Here is a 20,718-nt window from a genome sequence, read left to right as displayed (position 1 = left end):
ATATGGCTATCATGCTGGAAGTTGTTATGCGGCTGCGCTCAACCCAGGGCAATTCAGAGTGACTGCTTCCGGCCAAAAGCAGCCGCTCCTCACCGGCGGCTTCTGGCGGGATAGCACCGGCCTGGCTTTAGCCGCCGCTATTGCTGATCAAACTTCAGTATGCTCTGCCATATCAAGAGCGTCTTCCACTTCGATTCCCAGATAGCGAACCGTGCTTTCCAGCTTGGTGTGGCCGAGTAAAAGCTGCACTGCCCTTAGGTTCTTGGTCCTACGGTAGATCAGTGACGCTTTGGTGCGTCGAAGCGTGTGGGTGCCGTACATGGCGGGATCAAGATCAATAGAAGTTACCCAAGCCTTGACGATCCGAGCATATTGTCTAGTGGAGAGATGATCTGACCTGTGCAGCCTGCTCGGAAACAGGAAATCCTCATTTCGCAGCTGGGCTTGATGTATCCAGGCCTCAAGCGCAGCCCGGGTTTGGTCAGTGATTTCAAACTGGACTGGCCGATGAGTTTTCTGCTGCATCACAATGGCCCGGGGCGTCACTTGCATACCATGGGCTATGTCGCGGACCCTGAGCTTCGTCAAATCACAAGCCCGCAACTTGCTGTCGATGGCCAGATTGAAAAGAGCTAGATCTCGGGTTTTCTCCGAAATCTGAAGCCTTACTCGAATGGACCAAATATCTCTGAGCCGAAGCGGTGCTTTCTGCCCGACTAGCTTGCCTTTATTCCAGGGTTCACGAGGAACATTGGTGTTCATGGCTTTTCCTGCACGTTATGGAGGATGACCGGTCTGCGGCAGATCCTGATAGAAGTCATTCGCTAGGGCACCGTCGCCTCGGTTGAGCTTCGGTTTTTCGATACCTCAACCCCAGCTTTATCATCTAACAGGGCCTGTGTTGCAGCTTGCACATAGGCCTCAAGCTCCTCTTGCAAGTGCTTTGGCTTTGGCACCGCTGGTTGCAGCATGGCCTTCGGCTCGGCGCCTAATTGATACTGGTAAAGCCTGGGTTCTTCGTCGCGCGGTTGAATCAGTACGTTATCTCCGCGGATGATGCCCACGGTCTGGCCGCCACCGGATGGCTTGATCACACCCATACCTTGATCGTCTGCTGGAAGGCTAAGTAGATCGCGGCCCCAGCATTGGTGTCGAACCTCGCCACCCAGTCGGCCCATGATGGTAGGTACGATATCTACTTGGGTGCCGACAACGTTGTTCTTTTCGCCAAAGCGCTCGACCATGCCCGGAGCAATCAGCAGCAAAGGTACGTGGAAGCGCAGCAGATCCAGTTCAGTCAGCTGCTGCGGGGTACCAAAACCGTGGTCGCCGACGATGACGAACAGTGTCTGGTCGTAGTACGGCTCATCCCTGATCTGTTCGAAGAAGCGGCCCAACGCCCAGTCGGAATAGCGCATAGCACTCAGGTGCTCGTTCGCATAGCTTCCCTGATCGGTGACCTCGTCCACGGGCAGAGTATCGGGCAGAGCATAGGGCGTGTGGTTCGACAGGGTCTGCAGCAATGCGTAAAAGGGGCGGTTGGGATCGAGCTGGCGCAGCTCTATGACGGCTCTATCAAACATGTCCTGGTCGGAAACGCCCCAGGTGGGGTCAGACACAATCGGGTCTACATAGTCATTACGGCCGATGAAGCGTGTCATGCCCTGATTGCCGAAAAATCCGCGCTGGTTGTCCCAGGCGAAGTCGCCATTGTAGACGTACAAATCGTTGAAACCCCGTGCGCCAAGAAGCTGAGGCAAGCCTGAAAACTGATTGCCGCCCTCCGGCTCCTGCATCAGATATTCGAACGCGGGTAGGTTGGGAAAGCACGCCATGGTGGCGAACATGCCCTGATGAGTATGGGTGCCACTGGAGAAGTGACGGGTGAACAACAACCCCTGCTTGCTGAGTTTGTCGAACTCGGGGGTTATCTGCAGCGAGGAGCCGAGCGCGCCAGTGTAGTAGCCCGCAAAGCTTTCCATCAGAATCACGACCACGTTGCGGATCGGCAGGGTAGCGTCCTCGGGCGGTTGATAGTCGCGGCGCACCGGAGCCAGCTCAGGTTCTACCAACTGGTCGTGGACCCCGAGCAGCATCTGTCGGGTGATTCCAGTCGCCTGCTCCGCAGGCATCAAGTCGACCCAGGCGTTGTCGCGGTGCTCCGAGTACTGAGCTTTGGCTGCGCCATAGAGGGTCAAGGAGGGCGTCAGTCCCAGCTGGTTGGCGAACATCGAGTCGGTAGTAAAGGCATCACCCCATCGCAGCGGCGGACCCTGGCGCAGCGTGCCTCGGGCCAATACGGTAGCGCTGAGCAGCAATAGAACCAGCACGCCCAGCTGGGCCGTCATCGCACCCCGTTGGGTCATTCTTATTCTGTTGGCATCTGCTGGCTGGCGGGTGTGACGGTCAAGCCAGCGGAAAAACCGGTACATCAGTAGCGATACAATCGCCAGGGCCAGCATCAGCCGTACTACAGGAAAGCCGTACCAGAGCATGCGCAGCACGGTAGTGGGATCTTCCTGCAGGTATTGAAACACCAGTGCGTTCAGGCGCTGATGAAATTCTCGGTAGAAGTTCAGCTCTATCACACCCAACAAACTCAGCAACAGGGCTGCCAGTGTTAGCCAGATACACTGCAATGTCCGTAGTTGCATGAGCCTGGAGCTGAGGAAAGTCAGGATCAACGGTGCCCCTGCAATCATTACCACGCGCATGTCAAAGCGCAGGCCGTTGTAGAGGCCCTCGGCCAGATCCCTCCAGGAGGCGTCTGCGACCAGCACCCAGTTGAAGGCCAGCAATGCCACACGCAGGCATGTTAGTAACAGGGTGAGCGCAAACAGTGTCGAAAGCACAAAGAGTAATTGGCTACGCAGGCCGACGGTCGACCGAGGCAGCTCAGCGGTACCAAGAGAAGTACGCATGAGTTTGGGGATTTCCATTCAGGTGGAGTCGCAACAGGCGCTGTCGGCTAGATCAATATCACCAGCCAGACGGTAAGAATCATCAGTAGCGAGACAAGCTGCGCAGCGCTGCCCATATCCTTGGCCTGCTTGGATAGGGGATGCAGTTCCAATGAAATACGGTCAACTACAGCCTCTATAGCCGAGTTGAGCAGTTCGACGATCAGCGCCGCAAATACCACCAGCAGCAGTATCGCGCGCTCGATCGCGCTGACGTCCAATACCACGGCCAGCGGAACCAGTACCGCGCTCAGCGCCAGCAACTGGCGAAACGCCGCTTCTCCAGTGAAGGCCGCCCGCAGCCCGGCCACTGAATAACCTGTGGCTTTGAACACCCGACCGATACCTCCACGGCTTTTCAACGCCAGTGCGTTGCTGCTGGATACGGAATCAGGCTTCATGTGTAGCTACCTGACATTCCAGTTGCGGGTTGTGATAACACTCCAGCAGATAGTTCCAGTCAGCCTCAGGCATCTCACCACGGCGGCGGCGCAGCTGGGAAAGGTCATGGCTTTGTGCCTTGCTACGCAGGAGCCTGATACGGCTTTTTTCCAGATCCAGAAGAGCCACTTCCGGCACATTTGCAGTCAAACTGATGTAGATATGTTTGCCATACAAACTGCCGTGTTGTCTGCGCCCGCGATGCAGTTGTTGCAGTACCAGCGCGAGCCGACGAAGCACTGCTTTACGACTGCTGTCGTCTAACTTGGGCGCGTACTCGGCATACCATTGGTTCAGGCTGACAAAGCCACTCAGCTCTTCGGTAATCAGCAGTGCCTGCCACCGGCCATGCTGTTTACGCGCGGCACAGAAAACGCGCCTGGGGACCGTGACTCCCAACTGCTCGCATGCGATCAGTGCTTGCTCCTCACGTAATACGGTAGGTAGGCCAAAGGGATGGCGCCAGGAACGAAACAGATGGCCGATCTGGCGCTTACTGTAAAGCGGGGGCTGGCCGAGCTGTAGCGGAGGGAGCAGCTTGACACCACTCTCACCGCCGCGGCGCTGGTTCGGCTCCTCGACCCATTCACCGTCCATACTCCACCAATGCTCAAAGCCATACTGACTGAACCTGGAAAGTAGCCCGCTGGGCTTCCAGGTTGCCCTGCTCATGGGCGCACCTTACGCAGAACATAGACGCGCCACATGGCGTAACCGGGCAGAAAATCATGGTGGTTTAGAATGCTGAAGCCGGCCTGTTCAAACTCGCTCTCGATGGTGTCGCGGTTGACCAGAAAGCGATTCTGGTTCTCTGAACGATTGCCCCGAGCGGTGCGACGTGCCTCCAGCCGCTTGCGCTTCCACGCCTTGTAGTTGCCATCGACCCAAAGGGAAATGATTAGCGTGTCGCGGGTGACGCGGCAAAGCTCATGCAGCATTGCCAGACGGTGTTCGGGGTCGGCAACGTGATGGATCAGGCGCATGCAGAAAATGCTGTCCACCGAATTATCACCCAGATCGATGTCAAAGGCTGAAGTCTGGAATGTTTTGACCCTTTCAACTATTTTAGGCGGCTGGCCGGCTATCGCTGTTTGCAGCATGTCAGCAGAGTTGTCGGCCGCTAGTATTACGCGATTGGGGGCCTTTGCCAGTAGCGGCCAGAATCGACCCGCACCACAGGGCAGATCAAGCACGAGGTTAGGCTCGCCGGCATCTTTAAGTGCATGCCGCGCCAGCTGCATATCGCGCCAGTTCGAAAGGCGACGAGCCAGGCCGGCCTGGTGTTTCTGCAGATACTGATAGGCATGCTGCTGGTCGTACTTCTCGGAAAATTCCAGCTTGATCGCTTTGGCTTTGGACATCGAAGGGCTCTCGGATAGGTTTATCCGGGCCAGAATATGCAAAGGTCGGTCAAGCGCTTGTCAAAAGAGTGTCAAAATTTCGTGAAAGCTGGCTAGCTCAGTGTTACCTCAAAGCAGCTTCCTTCGGTAGGCAAAGAATACATCCGCACTTCCCAGCCCTGGTGCGCGCAGATCCGTTTGACCAGTGACAAACCCAGGCCCAATCCTTCGCCTTGTGCTTCTGAGCCGCGCACGAAGGGTTTGAAGATATCGTCCTGCTGCGCGCTGGGTACCCCTTGGCCACTATCTTCCACCCGAAAGCCGTTGGCCGACAGCAGCAAGCGTATCTCGCCTTTTGCGGTGTAATGCAGGGCATTGCGGATCAGGTTGGACATGACGGTGCTGAGAAACCCTCCATGGAAGAGCATATCGTTGGGCTCTTCTACAATCAGGCGGAAATTCAGACCCTGGTCAGCAAAGCGCGGTGCCCAGCGCTTGGCTTGCTCGTGCGCGACCTCCTCAAGCGTGGCGTTGCCGCTTAATGGGTTCTGTTTGGTGTTGGCTCGGGCCAGCAACAGAAAGGTTTCGACCAGCTCGCTTATTTCTGCACTGGCGCGTTTAATACGATCCAGCTGACGGTGCTCACGTTCGTTCAGCTCAGCGGTTTCAAGCAATTCTGCAGAAGAAGCGATAATCATCAGCGGAGTGCGCAGCTCGTGGCTGACGTCGCTGGTGAAAAAGCGTTCCCGTTCCAGCGAGCTGCGGAGTTGTCCGAGCGTTTCATCAAAGGCGGTGGCAACATGACCTACCTCATCATCCGGATAGTCTGGTGCAAGATTGGGTGCCAAGGTATGCAGTTGACCGCGATGTCGAACCTGCTGAGCCAAGCGTGCCAAAGGCGCTATGACGGTACGTGCCATCATCCAGCCGAGCAGCCAGGCCACCAGACCGCTGAGAATGAAACCTGCAAAGACGACGTTGAAGAGTGCATTCTCGCGCGCCTCGAATTCAGCTTGTTCCTGCACCAGTATGAAACGTTGTTGGGGTGTATCAAGGATGAACAGGTAATAGTCACCGGTTTCATCGACGATCTCGACGAACCCTTCCTCCAGGCCTATAAAGTTCGCTGGGATTTCATAGCCAGGTATGTGCGACGCATACAGTCGGGTCTTGGCATCCAATCTGGGAGGCAGGCCCTGGGCCAGATCCTTCTGGAGAATACTGTCCAGCTCCTCCGCCATGTGCTGGGTAACCAGGTGTTCTTCAATAAAATGCACAATCCCCACAATACCCAGGGAGAAGCCGCCACTGACGATGAGTGTCATCAAGGTAAATGCGATAATGATGCGTCGAACCAGTGGTTGCTTAGTTTTCATTGCTGCGCTCGGCAAGACAGTAGCCCATGCCATGCAGGTTGTGCAGCAGGGGCCGGGCAAAGGGTTTGTCGATCACTTGCCGTAGCTGGTGCACATGACTGCGCAGGCTGTCGCTGTCGGGTAGCTCCTCGCCCCACAGGGCTTCCTCCAATACCGGGCGACGAACCACAGCCGGGCTTTTGCGCATCAATACCTCCAGTAGCTTCAGACCTACCGGGTTGAGTTTGAGTGCTTTGCCCTGACGGGTTACCTGCAAGGTATCCAAATCGTAGCTGAGATCGGCTACCTGTAGTCGATGTCTGGCGCCGCCCTGGCTGCGCCGCAGTATGGCTTCCATGCGCGCTACCAGTTCGGACAGGGCAAAGGGCTTGACCAGGTAATCATCTGCGCCGCTTTTCAGGCCTTTGAGGCGGTCGTCCAGCTGGTCGCGCGCGGTCAGCATGATGATCGGTGTGTCGCGCTGGGCATCGTCGCGCAGACGCTGACACAACTGATAACCGTCGATGCCTGGCAGCATGATATCCAGCACGATCAGATCGTAATGCTCGCTGACCGCCAGATGCAGCCCGGACAGCCCGTCCTGGGCGCAGTCCACCGTGTAGCCCTTGCCCTGCAGGTAATCCAGCACGTTGGCCAGAATGTCACGATTGTCTTCGATTACCAGAATACGCATCCATCGGCCTCATTAAATGGAACCTGTTGACTAACACTTTTTTCACAGCGCTTTGACGAGCTGCTGACAGCAGTATGCCCACACTTGCGCCAGTCTCATCAATGCGGATCATACAATGCACCTGTTCAAGTTTGCGCAAGCACGTTATCTCGCCATTATTTCCCTGGTCTGGCTGACAATATTCATCCTAACTCGCACCCTGTTGCTATCGACTCACCTCAATGAGGCGCAGTTAGGCGTGGTCAGCACCCTGGCGCTTTACGGCCAGGGTGGCGTCTATGATCTGGTCTTTCTGCTGTATGCGCTGGCTCCAATGGCCCTTTACCTGTTGTTGTGTTCAAGGCAGGTCTGGCAAAGCCGCTGGAATCAGCTAATGCTGCAGATCTTACTTACCCTGAGCATTTTCATCATGCTGTTCACGGCGATATCCGAATGGCTGTTCTGGGATGAGTTCAGCGTGCGGTTCAACTTCATCGCGGTCGATTATCTGGTGTACTCCGATGAAGTGCTCAACAACATTCTCGAATCCTATCCGGTTTATCCACTGCTGGGTGTATTGGCATTGATTGCCGTCGCTATCACCTTGAGCCTGCGTGGTGCCATGCGCCGTGTTGCATTGGCGCCTCTGCTGTCGTGGCGCCAGCGGGGTATGGCCCTTGGCAGTTGGGCGTTGTTGTTAGCGCTGAGTGTCAGCATGGTGGGACAGGACTTTCCGCGTAATACCGGTGGTAACGCCTACCAGCACGAATTATCAGCCAATGGGCCCTACCAGTTTTTTGCAGCATTCCGTAACAATCAGCTGGATTACGAACAGTTCTACCCCTTGCTGCCGTTGAAGCAGGTCGCCGAACGCATCCGCGATGAAGTGCGTGAGCCTAATGCAGTGTTTTTGGACAGCAATCCCTTGAGCATTCGCCGGCTTATCGACAACCCTGGCCATCCGCTGCCCATGAACGTGATTCTGGTGACCATCGAAAGCCTGAGTGCCAAATACCTCGGTAGTGAAGGCGATACCCGTGGGTTAACGCCTGAGCTGGACGCGCTGCGTCAGCAGAGTCTGTATTTCAGCAATCTGTACGCGACCGGCACCCGCACCACGCGAGGCCTGGAGGCAATTACTCTGTCGATCCCGCCAACCCCAGGCCGCTCGATCGTCAAGCGCGTTGGTCGCGAAAGCGGTTTCGCCAGCCTGGGACAGCAATTTACCACTAAGGGTTATGACAGCGTCTTCATGTATGGCGGGCGCGGCTACTTCGACAACATGAACGCTTTCTTTGAGGGTAATGGTTATCGCACTGTTGATCAGGCCAGTGTGCCAGACAGTGAAGTGACCTTTACCAATGCCTGGGGCATGAGTGATGAAGACCTGTATACCCAGGCCCTGAAAGTAGCTGATGCCGACTTTGCCAAGGGCAGCCCGTTCCTGCTGCAGTTGATGACGACCTCCAATCACCGACCTTACAGTTACCCGGAAGGCCGTATCGATATTGCGTCAGGCAGTGGTCGGGAAGGCGCTGTAAAGTACACGGACTATGCTATCGGCGAGTTCCTGCGGGCAGCGCGGCAGAAGCCCTGGTTTAATAGCACGGTATTTGTGTTTATTGCGGACCATACGGCGGGTAGTGCCGGCAAGGAAGATCTGCCTGTCAGCAGCTATCACATTCCGTTATTCATCTATGCGCCGCAGTTGGTAAAACCAGCTGAGGTGACCACTCTGACCAGTCAGATTGACCTGGCTCCTACGCTGCTCGGTTTGTTGAATATGGATTACACCTCGACCTTCTTTGGCCGCAATGTACTGCGCGAGGATGCCGCGCCGGGGCGCGCCTTGATTGGCAATTATCAGCATCTGGGACTATTTGATGGCGAGAATCTGGCGATTCTCAGCCCGCGTCAATTGATGCGTCTGCACGACGACGCCTTGGGTGACAGTCTTGAAAGTACGGCCGACCAGAGCGATCCATTGATCGCGCGGAGCATTGCTTACTACGAGGGATCCAGCTATGCCTTCGGGCATGATTTGCTGGCCTGGCATGCACCGATAGCATCCAAAGCGCGGATCAGCCAGAGATGAAGGCGCAAATACAGGTTTCCAGACCATTCAATTTTCGACTTTGGCTGGCGCTACCGTTCATCGTGATGACTCTGATGCTGCTGGTTGATCCGGGCCCGCTGGATGTGGCCATCTCCAACCTGTTCTATCAGCCAGGAGAGGGCTTCATTGGCCGTCACAGTTTCTTTCTGGAGGATATTCTGCATGACCGCGCCAAGCAGGCGGTCATAGTGATCGGTGTGTTGGCCATCGTGGGGTTTCTGCTTAGCCTTTTACCTACGCGGCTGCGGGTCTACCGGCGGTCGCTTGGTTATCTGGTGTTGGCCATGGCGCTATGCACCAGTCTCGTGACGCCCCTCAAGGCGCTGACCAATGTGCACTGCCCTTGGAGCCTTCAGCAATACGGTGGTGATCAGGTGCACACACCATTATTGGGCGTGCGCCCGCCGAGCGACAAGGCTGGACGTTGCTGGCCGGGCGGCCATGCTTCCTCAGGATTTTCCTTGCTGGCGCTGTTTTTCTTGCTGCGCGACCGTCGTCCCCGTGCGGCTCGCACAGCCCTGATCGTGGCGCTGACGCTGGGGGCGATATTCTCAATCGGCCGCACCATGCAAGGTGCGCACTTTATGTCACACAACCTGTGGACACTGCTGTTTGACTGGTGCATCAGTCTGCTTTGCTATCGACTGATCCTGTACCGGCAACCGCCGAGCCTTGATGCCTCCAGAAGCCTTTACGGAGATGTTCAGCATGGCGCTGTTTAAACGTCCGCTACGTTATGCGGCTTGGTTGTTGTTACCGCTGTGCATTTTGGCCATCGTGGCGCTATGGCGTCCGGATGTACTACGCAGTAGCCATGTTGATGTCCCGCCGCCTATGCTGAGCGAACAACAGGAGCGACCGACAACCTGGGCTACTCCGCTGGATGCCGGCTTTCGCCTGTATGCGTTGAGCCCCTCGCTCTATCGAAGTGCGCTGCCGCAAACTGACGATCTTGCGCAATTGCACCAACGGGGCATCCGCACCGTGATCAATCTTCATCAGCAAAGTGATGCGTTATGGCTCGGTGACGATGCAATCCGTCGTATCCACATTCCGTTGCGCGGAGACCGTGTTACCGATACCCAGGTCATTTCCGTGCTGCGCGCCATTCGCGCAGGCGAGCAGCAGGGTGGTGTTTTAGTGCACTGCAAGCACGGCCAGAATCGCACCGGGCTGATCAGCGCGATGTACCGCATCGTTTATGATGGCTGGAGTCGTGAACAGGCCATGGCCGAAATGCTTGAAGGTGGCTTTGGCACTGCCGAGCGCATGGATGATGCGGTGGGCTATATGAACCGGGTGGATGTGGGTGCGGTTAAACAGGCCATCGAGGCGGGCGAGTGCAGTACCAACCCCTTGTCCTGGTGTCGTCTGACAAGCTTGTTCCTGAGTCAGGATGAGCCGCTAGCCGCACTGGTTCATAGCCGGTCCAAGACAGTGGCAACGCCTTGATAGCCGCCAATACACTGTTTGGCGAGGGCATGCCGACCATTGGTTTTCTTGAGCAGGGCGACTGCCTTTCCGGCAAAACTGGGTTCAGATGAAAATTTCTGACAAACAGGCAGCTGGCATGGCCTTTCCGATAGGCGGATCAAGGCAGAAAAATTGTTAACGGCGGACGATCAGACGAGTTATGTTCACCTGACACCAATTACCCCTACCCTGACGTTCGCGGACGTGCTGTGTGAGTCGCGCATAGTATCGTAGACGCCATGACTGTCCGCTTTTGGCAGAAAGCTGCCTCTAAATCACCTAATCGACACAACCTTTTTCTCATTGCCCTCGGCGATAGCAGCTACCGAGAGGTTCCCAGTGGCTGCCTGCTGAATATGTTTGCTCCACCATTCCATCATCGGTCTGCGGCGTTCGACGTAATCAGCGCGGTTGTAGGCGCTGCGAACCTCATCCTTGTCTACGTGAGCCAAGGCGACCTCAATCAGCTCTGGCTCAAAGCCGTGTTCGTTCAAGGTAGTGCTGGCGATGGAGCGCATGCCGTGACTGACCAAGCGGCCAGCAAACCCCATGCGTTTTAGGGCCATGTTGGCAGTTTGGCTGTTGCAATGATCGCGAGGGTTACGGTCGGCGGGGAACACATACTCACGGTGTCCGCTGTAGGGTTTGACTGTCTCAAGGATAGCCAGGGTTTGTGGGGTTAGTGGGATGGTGTGCGGTCGGCGCTTCTTCATTCGTTCAGCAGGAATCGTCCAGGTCTTTTTCTCTAGGTCGATATCAGACCAGCGGGTGGTTGCTGCCTCTACCGGTCGAGTCATGGTGTGTAGTTGCCATTCGATCAGGGCGCGTGTGGTTCGCTTGATACTGGCGTTTGCCAAGGCGACCATGAGCTCCGGGAGTTCATCTGGGTGTAAGGCCGCCATATTCTGTTTTTTTGGCTTCTTGAAGACGGCACGGATGCCGCTGAGCGGATTGGCGTGTATCAGGCCGGAGTTGACGGCATAGGTCATGATCTCGTTCAACCGCTGGGATACGCGCTTGACCGTCTCCAGGCTGCCTTTGGTTTCCAGGGGGCGTAGAAGATCAATTACCTTCGGAGCGGTGATCTTGGAGATAGGGGTTTCACCAATATCCGGAAATACATGCAGGGTCAGGGAGCGCCAGATGTCCTCAGCGTAGGCTACGGTGACGTTTTCTTTCTTCAGGTTGAACCAGGCTTCAGCAACTTTTTCGAGGGTGTGCTCAGTGGCTGCTCTTTGCTCTTGGCGCACCTGATCACGGTGTTCCTTTGGATCTATCCCAGTTGCGATCAGCTCTCTGGCTTCTATCGTCATCTTCCGCGCTTGAGAAAGCGATATCTCGGGGTAAGCACCCAAGCCCATGTTGAGGCGTTTCTTGGTTACGGGATGGTAGTAGTTAAAATTCCATAGCTTAGAGCCATTGATTCGTATTCGCATTTGAAGGCCGTCGCCATCGCCCATCACATAGTCCTTCTCTTGGGCTTTGGCATTTTTGATCTTGGCTTCTGTCAGGCGAATCGCTTGAGCACGCATTTGGTATTCCACAGCTGGTCTTGGTATTCCAAAAAATACCAGATCAACCTTTGGAATACCATCTGGTATACCAAAGGTCGTGGCTGCAGGTGGACGCCCATGGACACCAGTAGAGCTGAAAGCCCCGTATTTACTGGATTTCAGGCACAAAAAAGGACGTCCGTGGACGCCCTTAGATGTGTATTTGGTGGAGCCGGGGGGATTTGAACCCCCGTCCGCCAGTCCGCCACTATCGGTTCTACATGCTTAGCCATCTCTATTGAGTTAACTCCTCACCGCCCGAGTGGCAGGGTGTTTGGAGCGAGCTGTATGAGTTTTAGCCGTTACGTCTACAGCGAACTTGGCGGCGATTCTGTTCTATATGACAATCATTTCGAGTTTACAGACATCCTCTGATGATTGCTGGAGCCGAAGCTACCAGAAGTGCTACTTGGCTGCTTACGCAGCTAGTTGTGCACCATAATTGTCGTCATTGGCAATTATATAGGTTTGCAACAGTGTATTTACGAGTTCTGTTACCAACTCGGCATGCCCCTCAAGCTTTGTAACCGTCGTCGAATCCTGATCGGCCCCAAAACCCTGGTGCTATTACATCAGAGGCTATTCTACGCCAAAGGTTCTCCAGCGTACAGCAGCGACATCTTTGGCAACAGATTGGTCAGCGGTTGCTTTCGCGGACCAGTCGCTGTTTCTCACGGTCCCAGTCGCGATTCTTTTCCGTCTCGCGCTTGTCGTATTCCTTCTTGCCCTTGACCAAGGCAATCTCGCACTTGACCAGGTGCTTCTTCCAATACAACGCCATGGCTACGCAGCTGTAACCCTTCTGCTCGACACCGGAGATGATCTTGTCGAGCTCCTTGGTGTGCAACAGCAGTTTGCGGGTGCGGATCGGGTCGGCAATGACATGGGTGCTGGCGGTTTGCAGCGGGGTGATATGTGCGCCGAACAGGTAAGCTTCGCCGTCCTTCAGCAACACGTAGCTATCAACCAGCTGTGCCTTTCCGGCGCGCAGGCTTTTCACTTCCCAGCCAGCAAGGGAGATGCCCGCTTCAAAGCGTTGCTCGACAAAATATTCATGCTTGGCCCGTTTGTTCAGCGCGATGGTGCCGCCGTTGGCCTGGGGTTTCTTTTGCTTGCTCATAGGCGGCGTATTATAGGGGTTGCCGCTGCCTTCTGCTATCTCTGATGGTGGGCTGGCAGTCTCTATCGTGGCCGAAGCGCCGAATCGATGCGCCGTGGGTGTGGCCGGAGCGGGTAAATCGCGCCTGTTCCCGGTGGGTCGTTCACTGGTACGCTATATTCTTGATGATTCATAACCGAACTGTTCAAGTGAATAACCTATGACGACGCACATCAAGCGTTCGGCTCTGCTGCCTTTCCCGGCGGAGCGCCTGTTCGACCTGGTGAATCGGGTCGAGCACTACCCCGAATTTCTGCCCTGGTGCACCAAGGCGGAGGTCATCAGTGAAACCGACGAGTCCATGCAGGCCCGGCTGACGGTGGGCAAGGCTGGACTGCACCAGTCCTTTACCACCCACAATCAGTTGGTACCCGGTGAGCGCATCGAGATGCGCCTGGAAGACGGTCCTTTCACTGAACTCAATGGCGTCTGGACTTTCCAGGCGCTGAACGAGCAAGCCTGCAAGATTACTCTGGACATGCAATTCAACTATTCTGGAGCCCTGGTGCGCGCCACCCTGGGCCCCCTGTTCAATCACGCGGCCAATACCATGGTTGAGGCGTTTTCCAAGCGGGCCCAGGAGTTATACGGGTGAGTGAGCCGGCCATCACTGTGGAAGTGGCCTATGCGCTGCCCGATCAGCAGCGCATCATTCGCCTGACCGTGCCGGCAGGAACCACGGTTCTGCAGGCGGCGCGGCTGTCGGGAATTACCGAACATTTCCCGGGAGTGGATCTGGAGGCGTGCGATATGGGCGTTTTCGGCAAGCTGGTGGCCCAGCCGGCAGAGCGGGAGCTGAGGGAAGGGGAGCGCGTGGAACTGTACCGCCCGCTGATTGCCGATCCCAAGGAGGTGCGCAAGCAGCGGGCGGCCAGAAACAAGGAGGCAGCCAGAGCGGATTGAATCTGGGCGGCGCCAGCGCCGCCCGTCGATTTATTCGCCAGTGCCCAGCGGTGCGCCGAGATCGATCGGATAGGGGGTGGCCGCAGGCTCTGTGGCGCTATCGCCGCTCATGATTTCTTCATCCCGGCTGGTGCCTGGAACGAAATCGCCGGCGAGGCCAACCAGCAGGTCGTCCTCGAACATCAGGCTGATGCGTTCCTGCTCGCGGGGGCTGTGCCCGGCCTGCAGGCTATACAGGTAATCCCAGCGGTTGGGCTCGAAGGTATCCTGCAGCAGGGGCGTGCCCATGATGAAACGTACTTGCCGTTGGGTCATGCCGGGACGCAGTTGGTCTACCATTTCCTGGGTGACGACGTTGCCCTGTTGGACATCAATCTTATATACACCCGGAAAACCGCAACCGGAAAGACCAGCGCCCGCGGCGCAAAACAGCAGGATACAAATGAGACGGTTCAGACTATTTGGCATCGCGTGGTAACATCCACTATCGAAAGTTGGCTGAATGGCCCTGAATCATACCCGACTGATCCAGCGCTGCGAAGCGTTGAGAGAGAAACTGACCATGGTTGAAAATCACGAACTGCGCAAAGCGGGCCTCAAGGTCACCTTACCGCGCGTCAAGATCCTGCAGATGCTGGACAACACAGAAGACCGCCACATGAGTGCCGAGGACGTCTACAAGGCTCTGATGGAAGCGGGTGAAGACGTTGGTCTGGCTACCGTTTATCGGGTACTCACCCAGTTCGAGACGGCCGGTCTGGTGGTGCGCCACAATTTCGATGGCGGCCATGCGGTATTCGAGCTGGCAGATGGCGAGCATCACGACCACATGGTGTGCGTGGATACCGGCGAAGTGATCGAGTTCTTCGATGAAGAGATCGAGCGTCGTCAGAAGGAAATCGTCAAGGAACACGGCTACGAGATGGTGGATCACAATCTCGTGCTGTATGTGAAGAAGAAAGGTTGATGCATCGGCAGGTCAGGCACTCGCCTGACCTGCGCTGGCTGACGGGCAAGCCGTCAGCCAGTCATGGCTGATTGCCCGCCAATTGTTTGCGGGCATGGGCCAGGGACTCCTCGGTAAGATCCACTCCACCCAGCATGCGCGCCACTTCCTGCACGCGGCCTTCCTGATCCAGGCGGTCGATACAGGTGCGGGTCGAGTCGCGCTTCTGCTCCTTGCGTACGAACAGATGTTGATGCCCCTGCGCGGCCACCTGCGGCAGATGGGTCACCGTCAGTACCTGGCCGCGTTCGCCCAGTTGGCGCAGCAACTTGCCGACGATTTCGGCGGTTGGCCCGCCAATACCCACGTCTACTTCATCGAATACCAGCGTCGAGACTCGCGAGGTCTGGGCGGTAATGACCTGGATGCCCAGGCTGATACGTGACAGTTCGCCGCCCGAGGCCACCTTGGCCAGGGGCTTGGCCGGCTGGCCGGGGTTGGCACTGACTAGAAATTCGACATTCTCCAGACCCTGCAGCGGCGTCTGTTCAGCTTTGAGCGGATGCAGCTCCACCTTGACCTGGCCGCCGGGCATGCCCAGTTGCTGGATCTCGCCGGTAACGGCTTTGGCCAGGCGGGTGGCGGCCTTGCGGCGGGTGTCCGAGAGGCGGCTGGCCAGGCTCTGGAAGTGCTCGCGGTAGGCTACCAATTCCTCAGATAGTCGTTCCCGGTCGGCGTCCTGCTGCTGGATGCCTTCCAGCTCGTCGATCAGGCGTTGCTGCAAGGCGGGCAATTCATCGGCGTTGACCCGATGTTTGCGGGCCAGGTCATGAATCACGCCGAGCCGCTCTTCGACCTGCTGCTGGCGCTGCGGGTCGGCCTCGAAGTGGTCCAGATAGCGGGTCAGCTCGCCAACCGCTTCTTCCACCTGAATCTGCGCACCGGACAGCAGGTTGTGCGCCTCATCGAGGCTGCGGCCATGCTCCTTCAGACCGCCCAGCCGGTTGAGGCTTGAGGTTAGTGCCTGCAGCACACTGCCGCTGTCGCTTTCGCTGCAGATATTGATGATCTGCTGGCAGGACTGCATGATCAGCTCGGCGTTCGCCAACTGACGTTGTTCCGCTTCCAGTTGTTCCAGTTCGCCATCTTGCAGGCTCAGATTGTCGAGTTCTTCCAATTGATAGCTGAGCAACTGAATGCGCGCGTTCTGCTCATCGTTGGTGTCACTGGCCTGCTGCAACGCCTGCTCGGTCTGCCGACAACGCTGCGCAGCGAGCTGGACCTGGCGGGCCAGGTCGCTGGCGCCGGCATAGTCATCCAGCAGTCGGCGGTGGGTATCAGCTTTCAATAACGACTGGTGTTCATGCTGGCTGTGAATATCGATGAGCATTTCGCCCAGGGCGCGGAGATCCTGCTGCGGACAGGGGCTGCCGTTGATGTAGGCGCGTGAGCGGCCTTCGGCGGTGACCACCCGGCGCAGGATGACCTGTGATTCGTCGCTGCTCAGGTCGCGCTGGTTGAGCCATTGGACCGCTTCGGGGATCTCGCTGATATCGAAGGTGGCAAGAATGTCTGCCTTGTCGGCACCCGGGCGTACGGCGCCACTGTCGGCGCGGTCGCCCAGGGTCAGCGCCAGTGCGTCGAGCATGATGGATTTGCCGGCGCCGGTTTCACCGGTGATCACGGTCATGCCCCGATCGAGTTCCAGCTCGAGATGATCGACAATTGCGTAGTTGTTCACCGCCAGATGCACCAACATGGAGTCGCTCTCCGAAGATTGTTGTTCTGGTTATTTATACAGTAGTGCTGTGGGGTTCCTCAACCCCTTGTTCACCCGCTGTGAAAAACTGCCCTTGAACCTGGGAAGGCGATCCCCATATAGGGTGCAGTGAAGTTCAATCCGGCCGCTGGGCCGTGTCGCCTTATTTTGTCAGACAGGAGATATACATGGTGGACGAACCGAGACAGGAGCTGCAGGACGAGGAGTCTGTAGCCGATCAGGGGCAGGAGACCGTTGCTGTGGAGGAGGACCTGGTAGCCCGGATCGCCAGCCTGGAAGAGCAGCTGGCCACGGCCCAGGATCAGGCTCTGCGTGCCGCTGCCGATGTGCAGAACGCCCGTCGTCGCGCTGAACAGGAAGTGGAAAAGGCGCACAAGTTCGCTCTGGAACGTTTTGCCAATGATCTGCTGGCGGTGGTTGATAGCCTGGAGCGCGGCCTGGAGCTGTCCAGTGACGAAGATGCCGCCATCAAGCCGATGCGTGATGGCATGGAACTCACCCTGAAGCTGTTCAGCGATACCCTGGCCCGACATCAGATCGTCGCGGTCGACCCCCACGGTGAACCCTTCAATCCCGAACTGCACCAGGCGATGACCATGGAAGAGCGCGACAATGTCGAGCCCAATACCGTGATCAAGGTATTCCAGAAGGGTTATACCCTCAGCGGCCGCCTGCTGCGCCCGGCAATGGTGGTGGTGAGTAAGGCGGGTGCCGGTGGGGCAGCAGGTTCGATCAACGAGCAGGCTTGAAAAAGATTTTCCGTGACCCCATCTAGGGTCCATACACAGATCAAACAGCGCCGCTGCACCAACAGCGGCCAGCATATTCGGAGACACAGCACATGGGTAAAATCATCGGTATCGACCTGGGGACTACCAACTCCTGCGTCGCTGTCATGGAAAATGGTGTGGCCAAGGTGATCGAGAACGCCGAGGGTGGTCGTACCACGCCGTCGATCGTCGCCTATACCAACGACGGAGAAACGCTGGTCGGCCAGTCCGCCAAGCGCCAATCGGTCACCAACCCGCAGAACACCCTGAACGCCGTCAAACGTCTGATCGGTCGTCGCTTCGACGAAGACGTCGTGCAGAAGGACATCAAGCTGGTGCCCTACAAGATCATCAAGGCCGACAACGGTGACGCCTGGGTCGAGGCCAAGGGTGAGAAGATGGCGCCGCCGCAGATTTCTGCGGAAGTGCTGAAGAAGATGAAGAAGACCGCCGAGGACTATCTGGGCGAGGCCGTCACCGAGGCGGTGATCACCGTACCGGCTTACTTCAATGACAGCCAGCGTCAGGCCACCAAGGATGCCGGTCGCATCGCTGGCCTGGACGTCAAGCGCATCATCAACGAGCCGACAGCGGCTGCGCTGGCCTACGGGATGGACAAGGCCCGTGGCGATTCCACCGTGGTGGTATATGACCTGGGTGGCGGTACCTTCGACGTATCGGTGATCGAGATTGCCGAAGTTGACGGTGAGCACCAGTTCGAAGTGCTGGCCACCAACGGCGACACTTTCCTTGGTGGTGAAGACTTCGACATGCGCCTGATCGACTATCTGGCGGATGAGTTCAAGCGGGAAAACGGCGTTGACCTACACAACGACCCGCTGGCCCTGCAGCGCCTGAAAGAAGCCGCTGAGAAAGCCAAGATCGAGCTGTCCTCGAGCCAGCAGACCGATGTCAACCTGCCGTACATCACCGCCGATGCCTCCGGTCCCAAGCACCTGCAGGTGAAAGTGACCCGTGCCAAGCTGGAGTCGCTGGTTGAAGAGCTGATCAAGCGCAGCATCGAGCCGTGCCGTGTGGCCATGAAGGACGCTGGTCTGGATGTTTCCGACATCAACGAAGTGATCCTGGTGGGCGGTCAGACCCGTATGCCGCTGGTGCAGAAGACCGTTGCCGAGTTCTTTGGCAAGGAGCCGCGCAAGGACGTCAACCCCGATGAAGCGGTTGCCGTGGGTGCAGCTATCCAGGGCGCGGTACTGGCCGGTGACGTGAAAGACGTATTGCTGCTGGACGTGTCCCCGCTGTCGCTGGGTATCGAAACCATGGGCGGCGTGATGACCACGCTGATCGAGAAGAACACCACCATTCCGACCAAGAAGTCGCAGGTGTTCTCGACCGCGGACGACAACCAGACTGCAGTGACCATTCACGTACTGCAGGGTGAGCGTAAGCAAGCGCAGCAGAACAAATCGCTGGGTCGCTTCGACCTGGCCGACATCCCGCCGGCGCAGCGTGGCGTACCGCAGATCGAGGTCAGCTTCGACATCGATGCCAACGGTATCCTCAATGTGTCCGCCAAGGACAAGGCCACCGGCAAGCAGCAGTCGATCGTGATCAAGGCCAACTCCGGTCTGAGCGATGAAGAAATCGAGCAGATGGTGCGTGATGCCGAGGCCAACGCCGAGGAAGATCGCAAGTTCGAAGAGCTGGTGACCGTGCGCAACCAGGGTGACCAGCTGGTGCATGCCACTCGCAAGACCCTGACCGAGGCGGGCGACAAGGCCACCGAGGAAGAGAAGGCCGCTATCGAGAAGGCGCTGGCCGATCTGGAAGAGGCGATCAAGGGCGACGACAAGGCCGAGATCGAAGCCAAGATCAACGCATTGTCCGAAGCGTCCGGCCCGATGGTACAGAAGATGTACGCCGAGCAGGCGCAGTCGGCTCAGGCGGAAGGCCAGGCGGACGCCGGTGATGCCAATGCCGATGACGTGGTGGATGCCGAGTTCGAAGAGGTCAAGGACAACAACAAGTAGTCCTTGCGTGACCGGGTGTCGGGCTTTGCCTGAGGCCCGGTACACATCGCGGCAGGGCAACGCGGGAGCTATTCCCGCGTTGCTGTTTGTGCCGTAAGGCTTTCTAAAGGAAACAGGATATATGGCCAAGCGTGACTATTATGAGGTGCTGGGCGTGGAGCGCGGCGCCAGTGAAGCCGAGCTGAAAAAGGCCTATCGCCGGTTGGCAATGAAATATCACCCGGACCGCAATCCGGATGACAAGGAAGCGGAAGAGAAATTCAAGGAGGCCAACGAGGCCTACGAAGTTCTTACCGATGCCAACAAGCGGGCGGCTTATGATCAGTATGGCCACGCGGGCGTCGACCCGAATATGGGGGCCGGTGCCGGCGGCTTTGGCGGCGGCAACTTCTCCGACATCTTCGGCGATGTATTCGGCGATATCTTCGGTGGTGGTGGCGGGCGTGGTCGCTCCAGCGTGCAGCGGGGCAGTGATCTGCGCTACACCCTGGAACTCGATTTGGAAGAGGCCGTGCGCGGCACGTCTGTAACCATCCGGGTTCCGACCCTGGTGGGCTGCAATACCTGCGATGGCAGCGGTGCCAAGAAGGGCACCAGTCCGGTGACCTGTACCACCTGCGGTGGCCACGGCCAGGTGCGCATGCAGCAGGGTTTCTTCTCTGTGCAGCAGACCTGCCCCCGTTGTCATGGCACCGGTCAGATGATCAGCGATCCCTGCAGGGATTGTCACGGCCAGGGCCGGGTCGAAGAGCACAAGACTCTGTCGGTCAAGGTGCCGGCTGGTGTCGATACCGGTGATCGCATCCGGCTGGGCGGTGAAGGCGAGGCGGGTGTCAACGGCGGTCCTTCGGGCGACCTGTACGTGGTGGTCTCGGTACGCGAGCACAAGATCTTCCAGCGTGACGGCAAGAATCTGTACTGCGAAGTGCCGATCAGCTTTGCCGATGCTGCCCTGGGTGGTGAGCTGGAAGTGCCGACTCTGGACGGCCGAGTCAAGCTGAAGATTCCCGACGGTACCCAGACTGGCAAGCTGTTCCGGTTGCGTGGCAAGGGCGTGGTGCCGGTGCGCGGTGGCTCGGCCGGTGACCTGCTGTGTCGGGTGGTGGTCGAGACGCCAGTGAACCTGACCAAACGTCAGCGCGAGCTGCTCGACGAACTGCGTGATACGCTGCAGGCCGAGGGCAGCAATCAGTCGCCGCGGGCCAAGAGCTGGTTCGAAGGTGTGAAGAATTTTTTTGAAGACATGAAGTTCTGACCG

General features: G+C 57.4%; 20 protein-coding genes and 1 other RNA gene. 9 read left to right on the top strand and 12 right to left on the bottom strand.

Annotated features, from left to right (window positions below):
- Positions 1-147: 147 nt before the first annotated feature.
- The 7 genes from BM267_RS08720 to BM267_RS08690 form a co-directional block, all read right to left on the bottom strand.
- Positions 148-762, bottom strand: coding sequence for a tyrosine-type recombinase/integrase (locus tag BM267_RS08720; RefSeq protein WP_074779350.1), 615 nt, complete (start codon positions 760-762; stop codon positions 148-150).
- Positions 763-824: 62 nt separating this feature from the next.
- Positions 825-2,939: an LTA synthase family protein gene (locus BM267_RS08715; RefSeq protein WP_083392461.1), complete on the bottom strand. Its 2,115-nt coding sequence runs from the start codon at positions 2,937-2,939 to the stop codon at positions 825-827.
- A gap of 29 nt (positions 2,940-2,968) precedes the next feature.
- Positions 2,969-3,361, bottom strand: coding sequence for a diacylglycerol kinase (locus BM267_RS08710; protein WP_074779346.1), 393 nt, complete (start codon positions 3,359-3,361; stop codon positions 2,969-2,971).
- Entirely contained in the window at positions 3,351-4,073 is a 723-nt protein-coding gene (locus tag BM267_RS08705) for a lipopolysaccharide kinase InaA family protein (protein WP_074779344.1), read from the bottom strand. The genes BM267_RS08710 and BM267_RS08705 overlap by 11 nt, the downstream gene beginning before the upstream one ends.
- On the bottom strand, positions 4,070-4,762 hold the full coding sequence (locus BM267_RS08700; protein WP_074779342.1) for a class I SAM-dependent methyltransferase: 693 nt from the start codon (positions 4,760-4,762) through the stop codon (positions 4,070-4,072). Before BM267_RS08700 ends, BM267_RS08705 begins: the two co-directional genes overlap by 4 nt.
- Positions 4,763-4,854: 92 nt before the next feature.
- On the bottom strand, positions 4,855-6,117 hold the full coding sequence (locus tag BM267_RS08695) for a sensor histidine kinase (protein ID WP_074779340.1): 1,263 nt from the start codon (positions 6,115-6,117) through the stop codon (positions 4,855-4,857).
- The gene (locus BM267_RS08690; protein WP_036993156.1) at positions 6,107-6,790 is read right to left on the bottom strand and encodes a response regulator transcription factor; all 684 of its coding nucleotides are present in this window, start codon (positions 6,788-6,790) and stop codon (positions 6,107-6,109) included. Before BM267_RS08690 ends, BM267_RS08695 begins: the two co-directional genes overlap by 11 nt.
- A 115-nt stretch (positions 6,791-6,905) precedes the next feature.
- Here BM267_RS08690 and BM267_RS08685 point away from each other — a divergent pair, with 115 nt between their 5' ends.
- The 3 genes from BM267_RS08685 to BM267_RS08675 are packed head-to-tail and all read left to right on the top strand — an operon-like array spanning position 6,906 to position 10,337.
- Positions 6,906-8,864, top strand: a complete 1,959-nt coding sequence (locus BM267_RS08685; protein ID WP_074779338.1) for an LTA synthase family protein — start codon at positions 6,906-6,908, stop codon at positions 8,862-8,864.
- Positions 8,861-9,607 (top strand): phosphatase PAP2 family protein, encoded by a 747-nt coding sequence (locus BM267_RS08680; RefSeq protein WP_036993153.1) that lies wholly within the window; start codon positions 8,861-8,863, stop codon positions 9,605-9,607. The genes BM267_RS08685 and BM267_RS08680 overlap by 4 nt, the downstream gene beginning before the upstream one ends.
- The gene (locus tag BM267_RS08675) at positions 9,594-10,337 is read left to right on the top strand and encodes a phosphatase domain-containing putative toxin (protein ID WP_074779336.1); all 744 of its coding nucleotides are present in this window, start codon (positions 9,594-9,596) and stop codon (positions 10,335-10,337) included. Before BM267_RS08680 ends, BM267_RS08675 begins: the two co-directional genes overlap by 14 nt.
- A gap of 296 nt (positions 10,338-10,633) precedes the next feature.
- Here BM267_RS08675 and BM267_RS08670 read toward each other — a convergent pair whose 3' ends face one another.
- From BM267_RS08670 to smpB, 3 genes are all read right to left on the bottom strand, one after another.
- The gene (locus BM267_RS08670) at positions 10,634-11,890 is read right to left on the bottom strand and encodes an integrase domain-containing protein (RefSeq protein WP_074779334.1); all 1,257 of its coding nucleotides are present in this window, start codon (positions 11,888-11,890) and stop codon (positions 10,634-10,636) included.
- A gap of 185 nt (positions 11,891-12,075) precedes the next feature.
- Positions 12,076-12,463, bottom strand: a transfer-messenger RNA (tmRNA) gene (gene ssrA / locus BM267_RS08665).
- Between the two features lie 85 nt (positions 12,464-12,548).
- Positions 12,549-13,031, bottom strand: a complete 483-nt coding sequence (gene smpB, locus BM267_RS08660; RefSeq protein WP_036993150.1) for an SsrA-binding protein SmpB — start codon at positions 13,029-13,031, stop codon at positions 12,549-12,551.
- Positions 13,032-13,230: 199 nt separating this feature from the next.
- Between smpB and BM267_RS08655 the strand changes: the two genes are divergently transcribed.
- The gene (locus BM267_RS08655) at positions 13,231-13,665 is read left to right on the top strand and encodes a type II toxin-antitoxin system RatA family toxin (protein WP_036993149.1); all 435 of its coding nucleotides are present in this window, start codon (positions 13,231-13,233) and stop codon (positions 13,663-13,665) included.
- Positions 13,662-13,973 carry an RnfH family protein gene (locus tag BM267_RS08650; RefSeq protein ID WP_074779332.1) on the top strand — a complete coding sequence of 104 codons (312 nt, stop codon included), beginning with the start codon at positions 13,662-13,664 and terminating at the stop codon, positions 13,971-13,973. The genes BM267_RS08655 and BM267_RS08650 overlap by 4 nt, the downstream gene beginning before the upstream one ends.
- Positions 13,974-14,003: 30 nt before the next feature.
- On the opposite strand, the gene BM267_RS08645 is transcribed toward BM267_RS08650, so the two are convergent.
- Positions 14,004-14,441 (bottom strand): outer membrane protein assembly factor BamE, encoded by a 438-nt coding sequence (locus BM267_RS08645; RefSeq protein WP_074779330.1) that lies wholly within the window; start codon positions 14,439-14,441, stop codon positions 14,004-14,006.
- Positions 14,442-14,535: 94 nt separating this feature from the next.
- On the opposite strand from BM267_RS08645, the gene fur reads away from it, so the two are divergent.
- The gene (gene fur, locus BM267_RS08640) at positions 14,536-14,940 is read left to right on the top strand and encodes a ferric iron uptake transcriptional regulator (RefSeq protein ID WP_036993260.1); all 405 of its coding nucleotides are present in this window, start codon (positions 14,536-14,538) and stop codon (positions 14,938-14,940) included.
- Between the two features lie 61 nt (positions 14,941-15,001).
- Here the strand turns inward: fur and recN are convergent, their stop codons facing one another.
- Entirely contained in the window at positions 15,002-16,678 is a 1,677-nt protein-coding gene (gene recN / locus BM267_RS08635) for a DNA repair protein RecN (RefSeq protein WP_074779328.1), read from the bottom strand.
- Between the two features lie 188 nt (positions 16,679-16,866).
- On the opposite strand from recN, the gene grpE reads away from it, so the two are divergent.
- The 3 genes from grpE to dnaJ all read left to right on the top strand — a co-directional run bounded on the left by grpE (position 16,867) and on the right by dnaJ (position 20,715).
- Positions 16,867-17,448, top strand: a complete 582-nt coding sequence (grpE, locus tag BM267_RS08630) for a nucleotide exchange factor GrpE (RefSeq protein WP_036993146.1) — start codon at positions 16,867-16,869, stop codon at positions 17,446-17,448.
- Between the two features lie 53 nt (positions 17,449-17,501).
- On the top strand, positions 17,502-19,460 hold the full coding sequence (dnaK, locus tag BM267_RS08625; protein ID WP_268873970.1) for a molecular chaperone DnaK: 1,959 nt from the start codon (positions 17,502-17,504) through the stop codon (positions 19,458-19,460).
- A 121-nt stretch (positions 19,461-19,581) separates the two neighbouring features.
- Positions 19,582-20,715: a molecular chaperone DnaJ gene (dnaJ, locus tag BM267_RS08620; protein ID WP_074779326.1), complete on the top strand. Its 1,134-nt coding sequence runs from the start codon at positions 19,582-19,584 to the stop codon at positions 20,713-20,715.
- Positions 20,716-20,718 lie beyond the last annotated feature (3 nt).

This window comes from Halopseudomonas bauzanensis, assembly GCF_900114735.1.
Taxonomy (GTDB): Bacteria; Pseudomonadota; Gammaproteobacteria; order Pseudomonadales; family Pseudomonadaceae; genus Halopseudomonas; species Halopseudomonas bauzanensis.
Note: the sequence above shows the minus strand (reverse complement) of the source record. Positions and strands in the feature narration are given on the sequence as shown.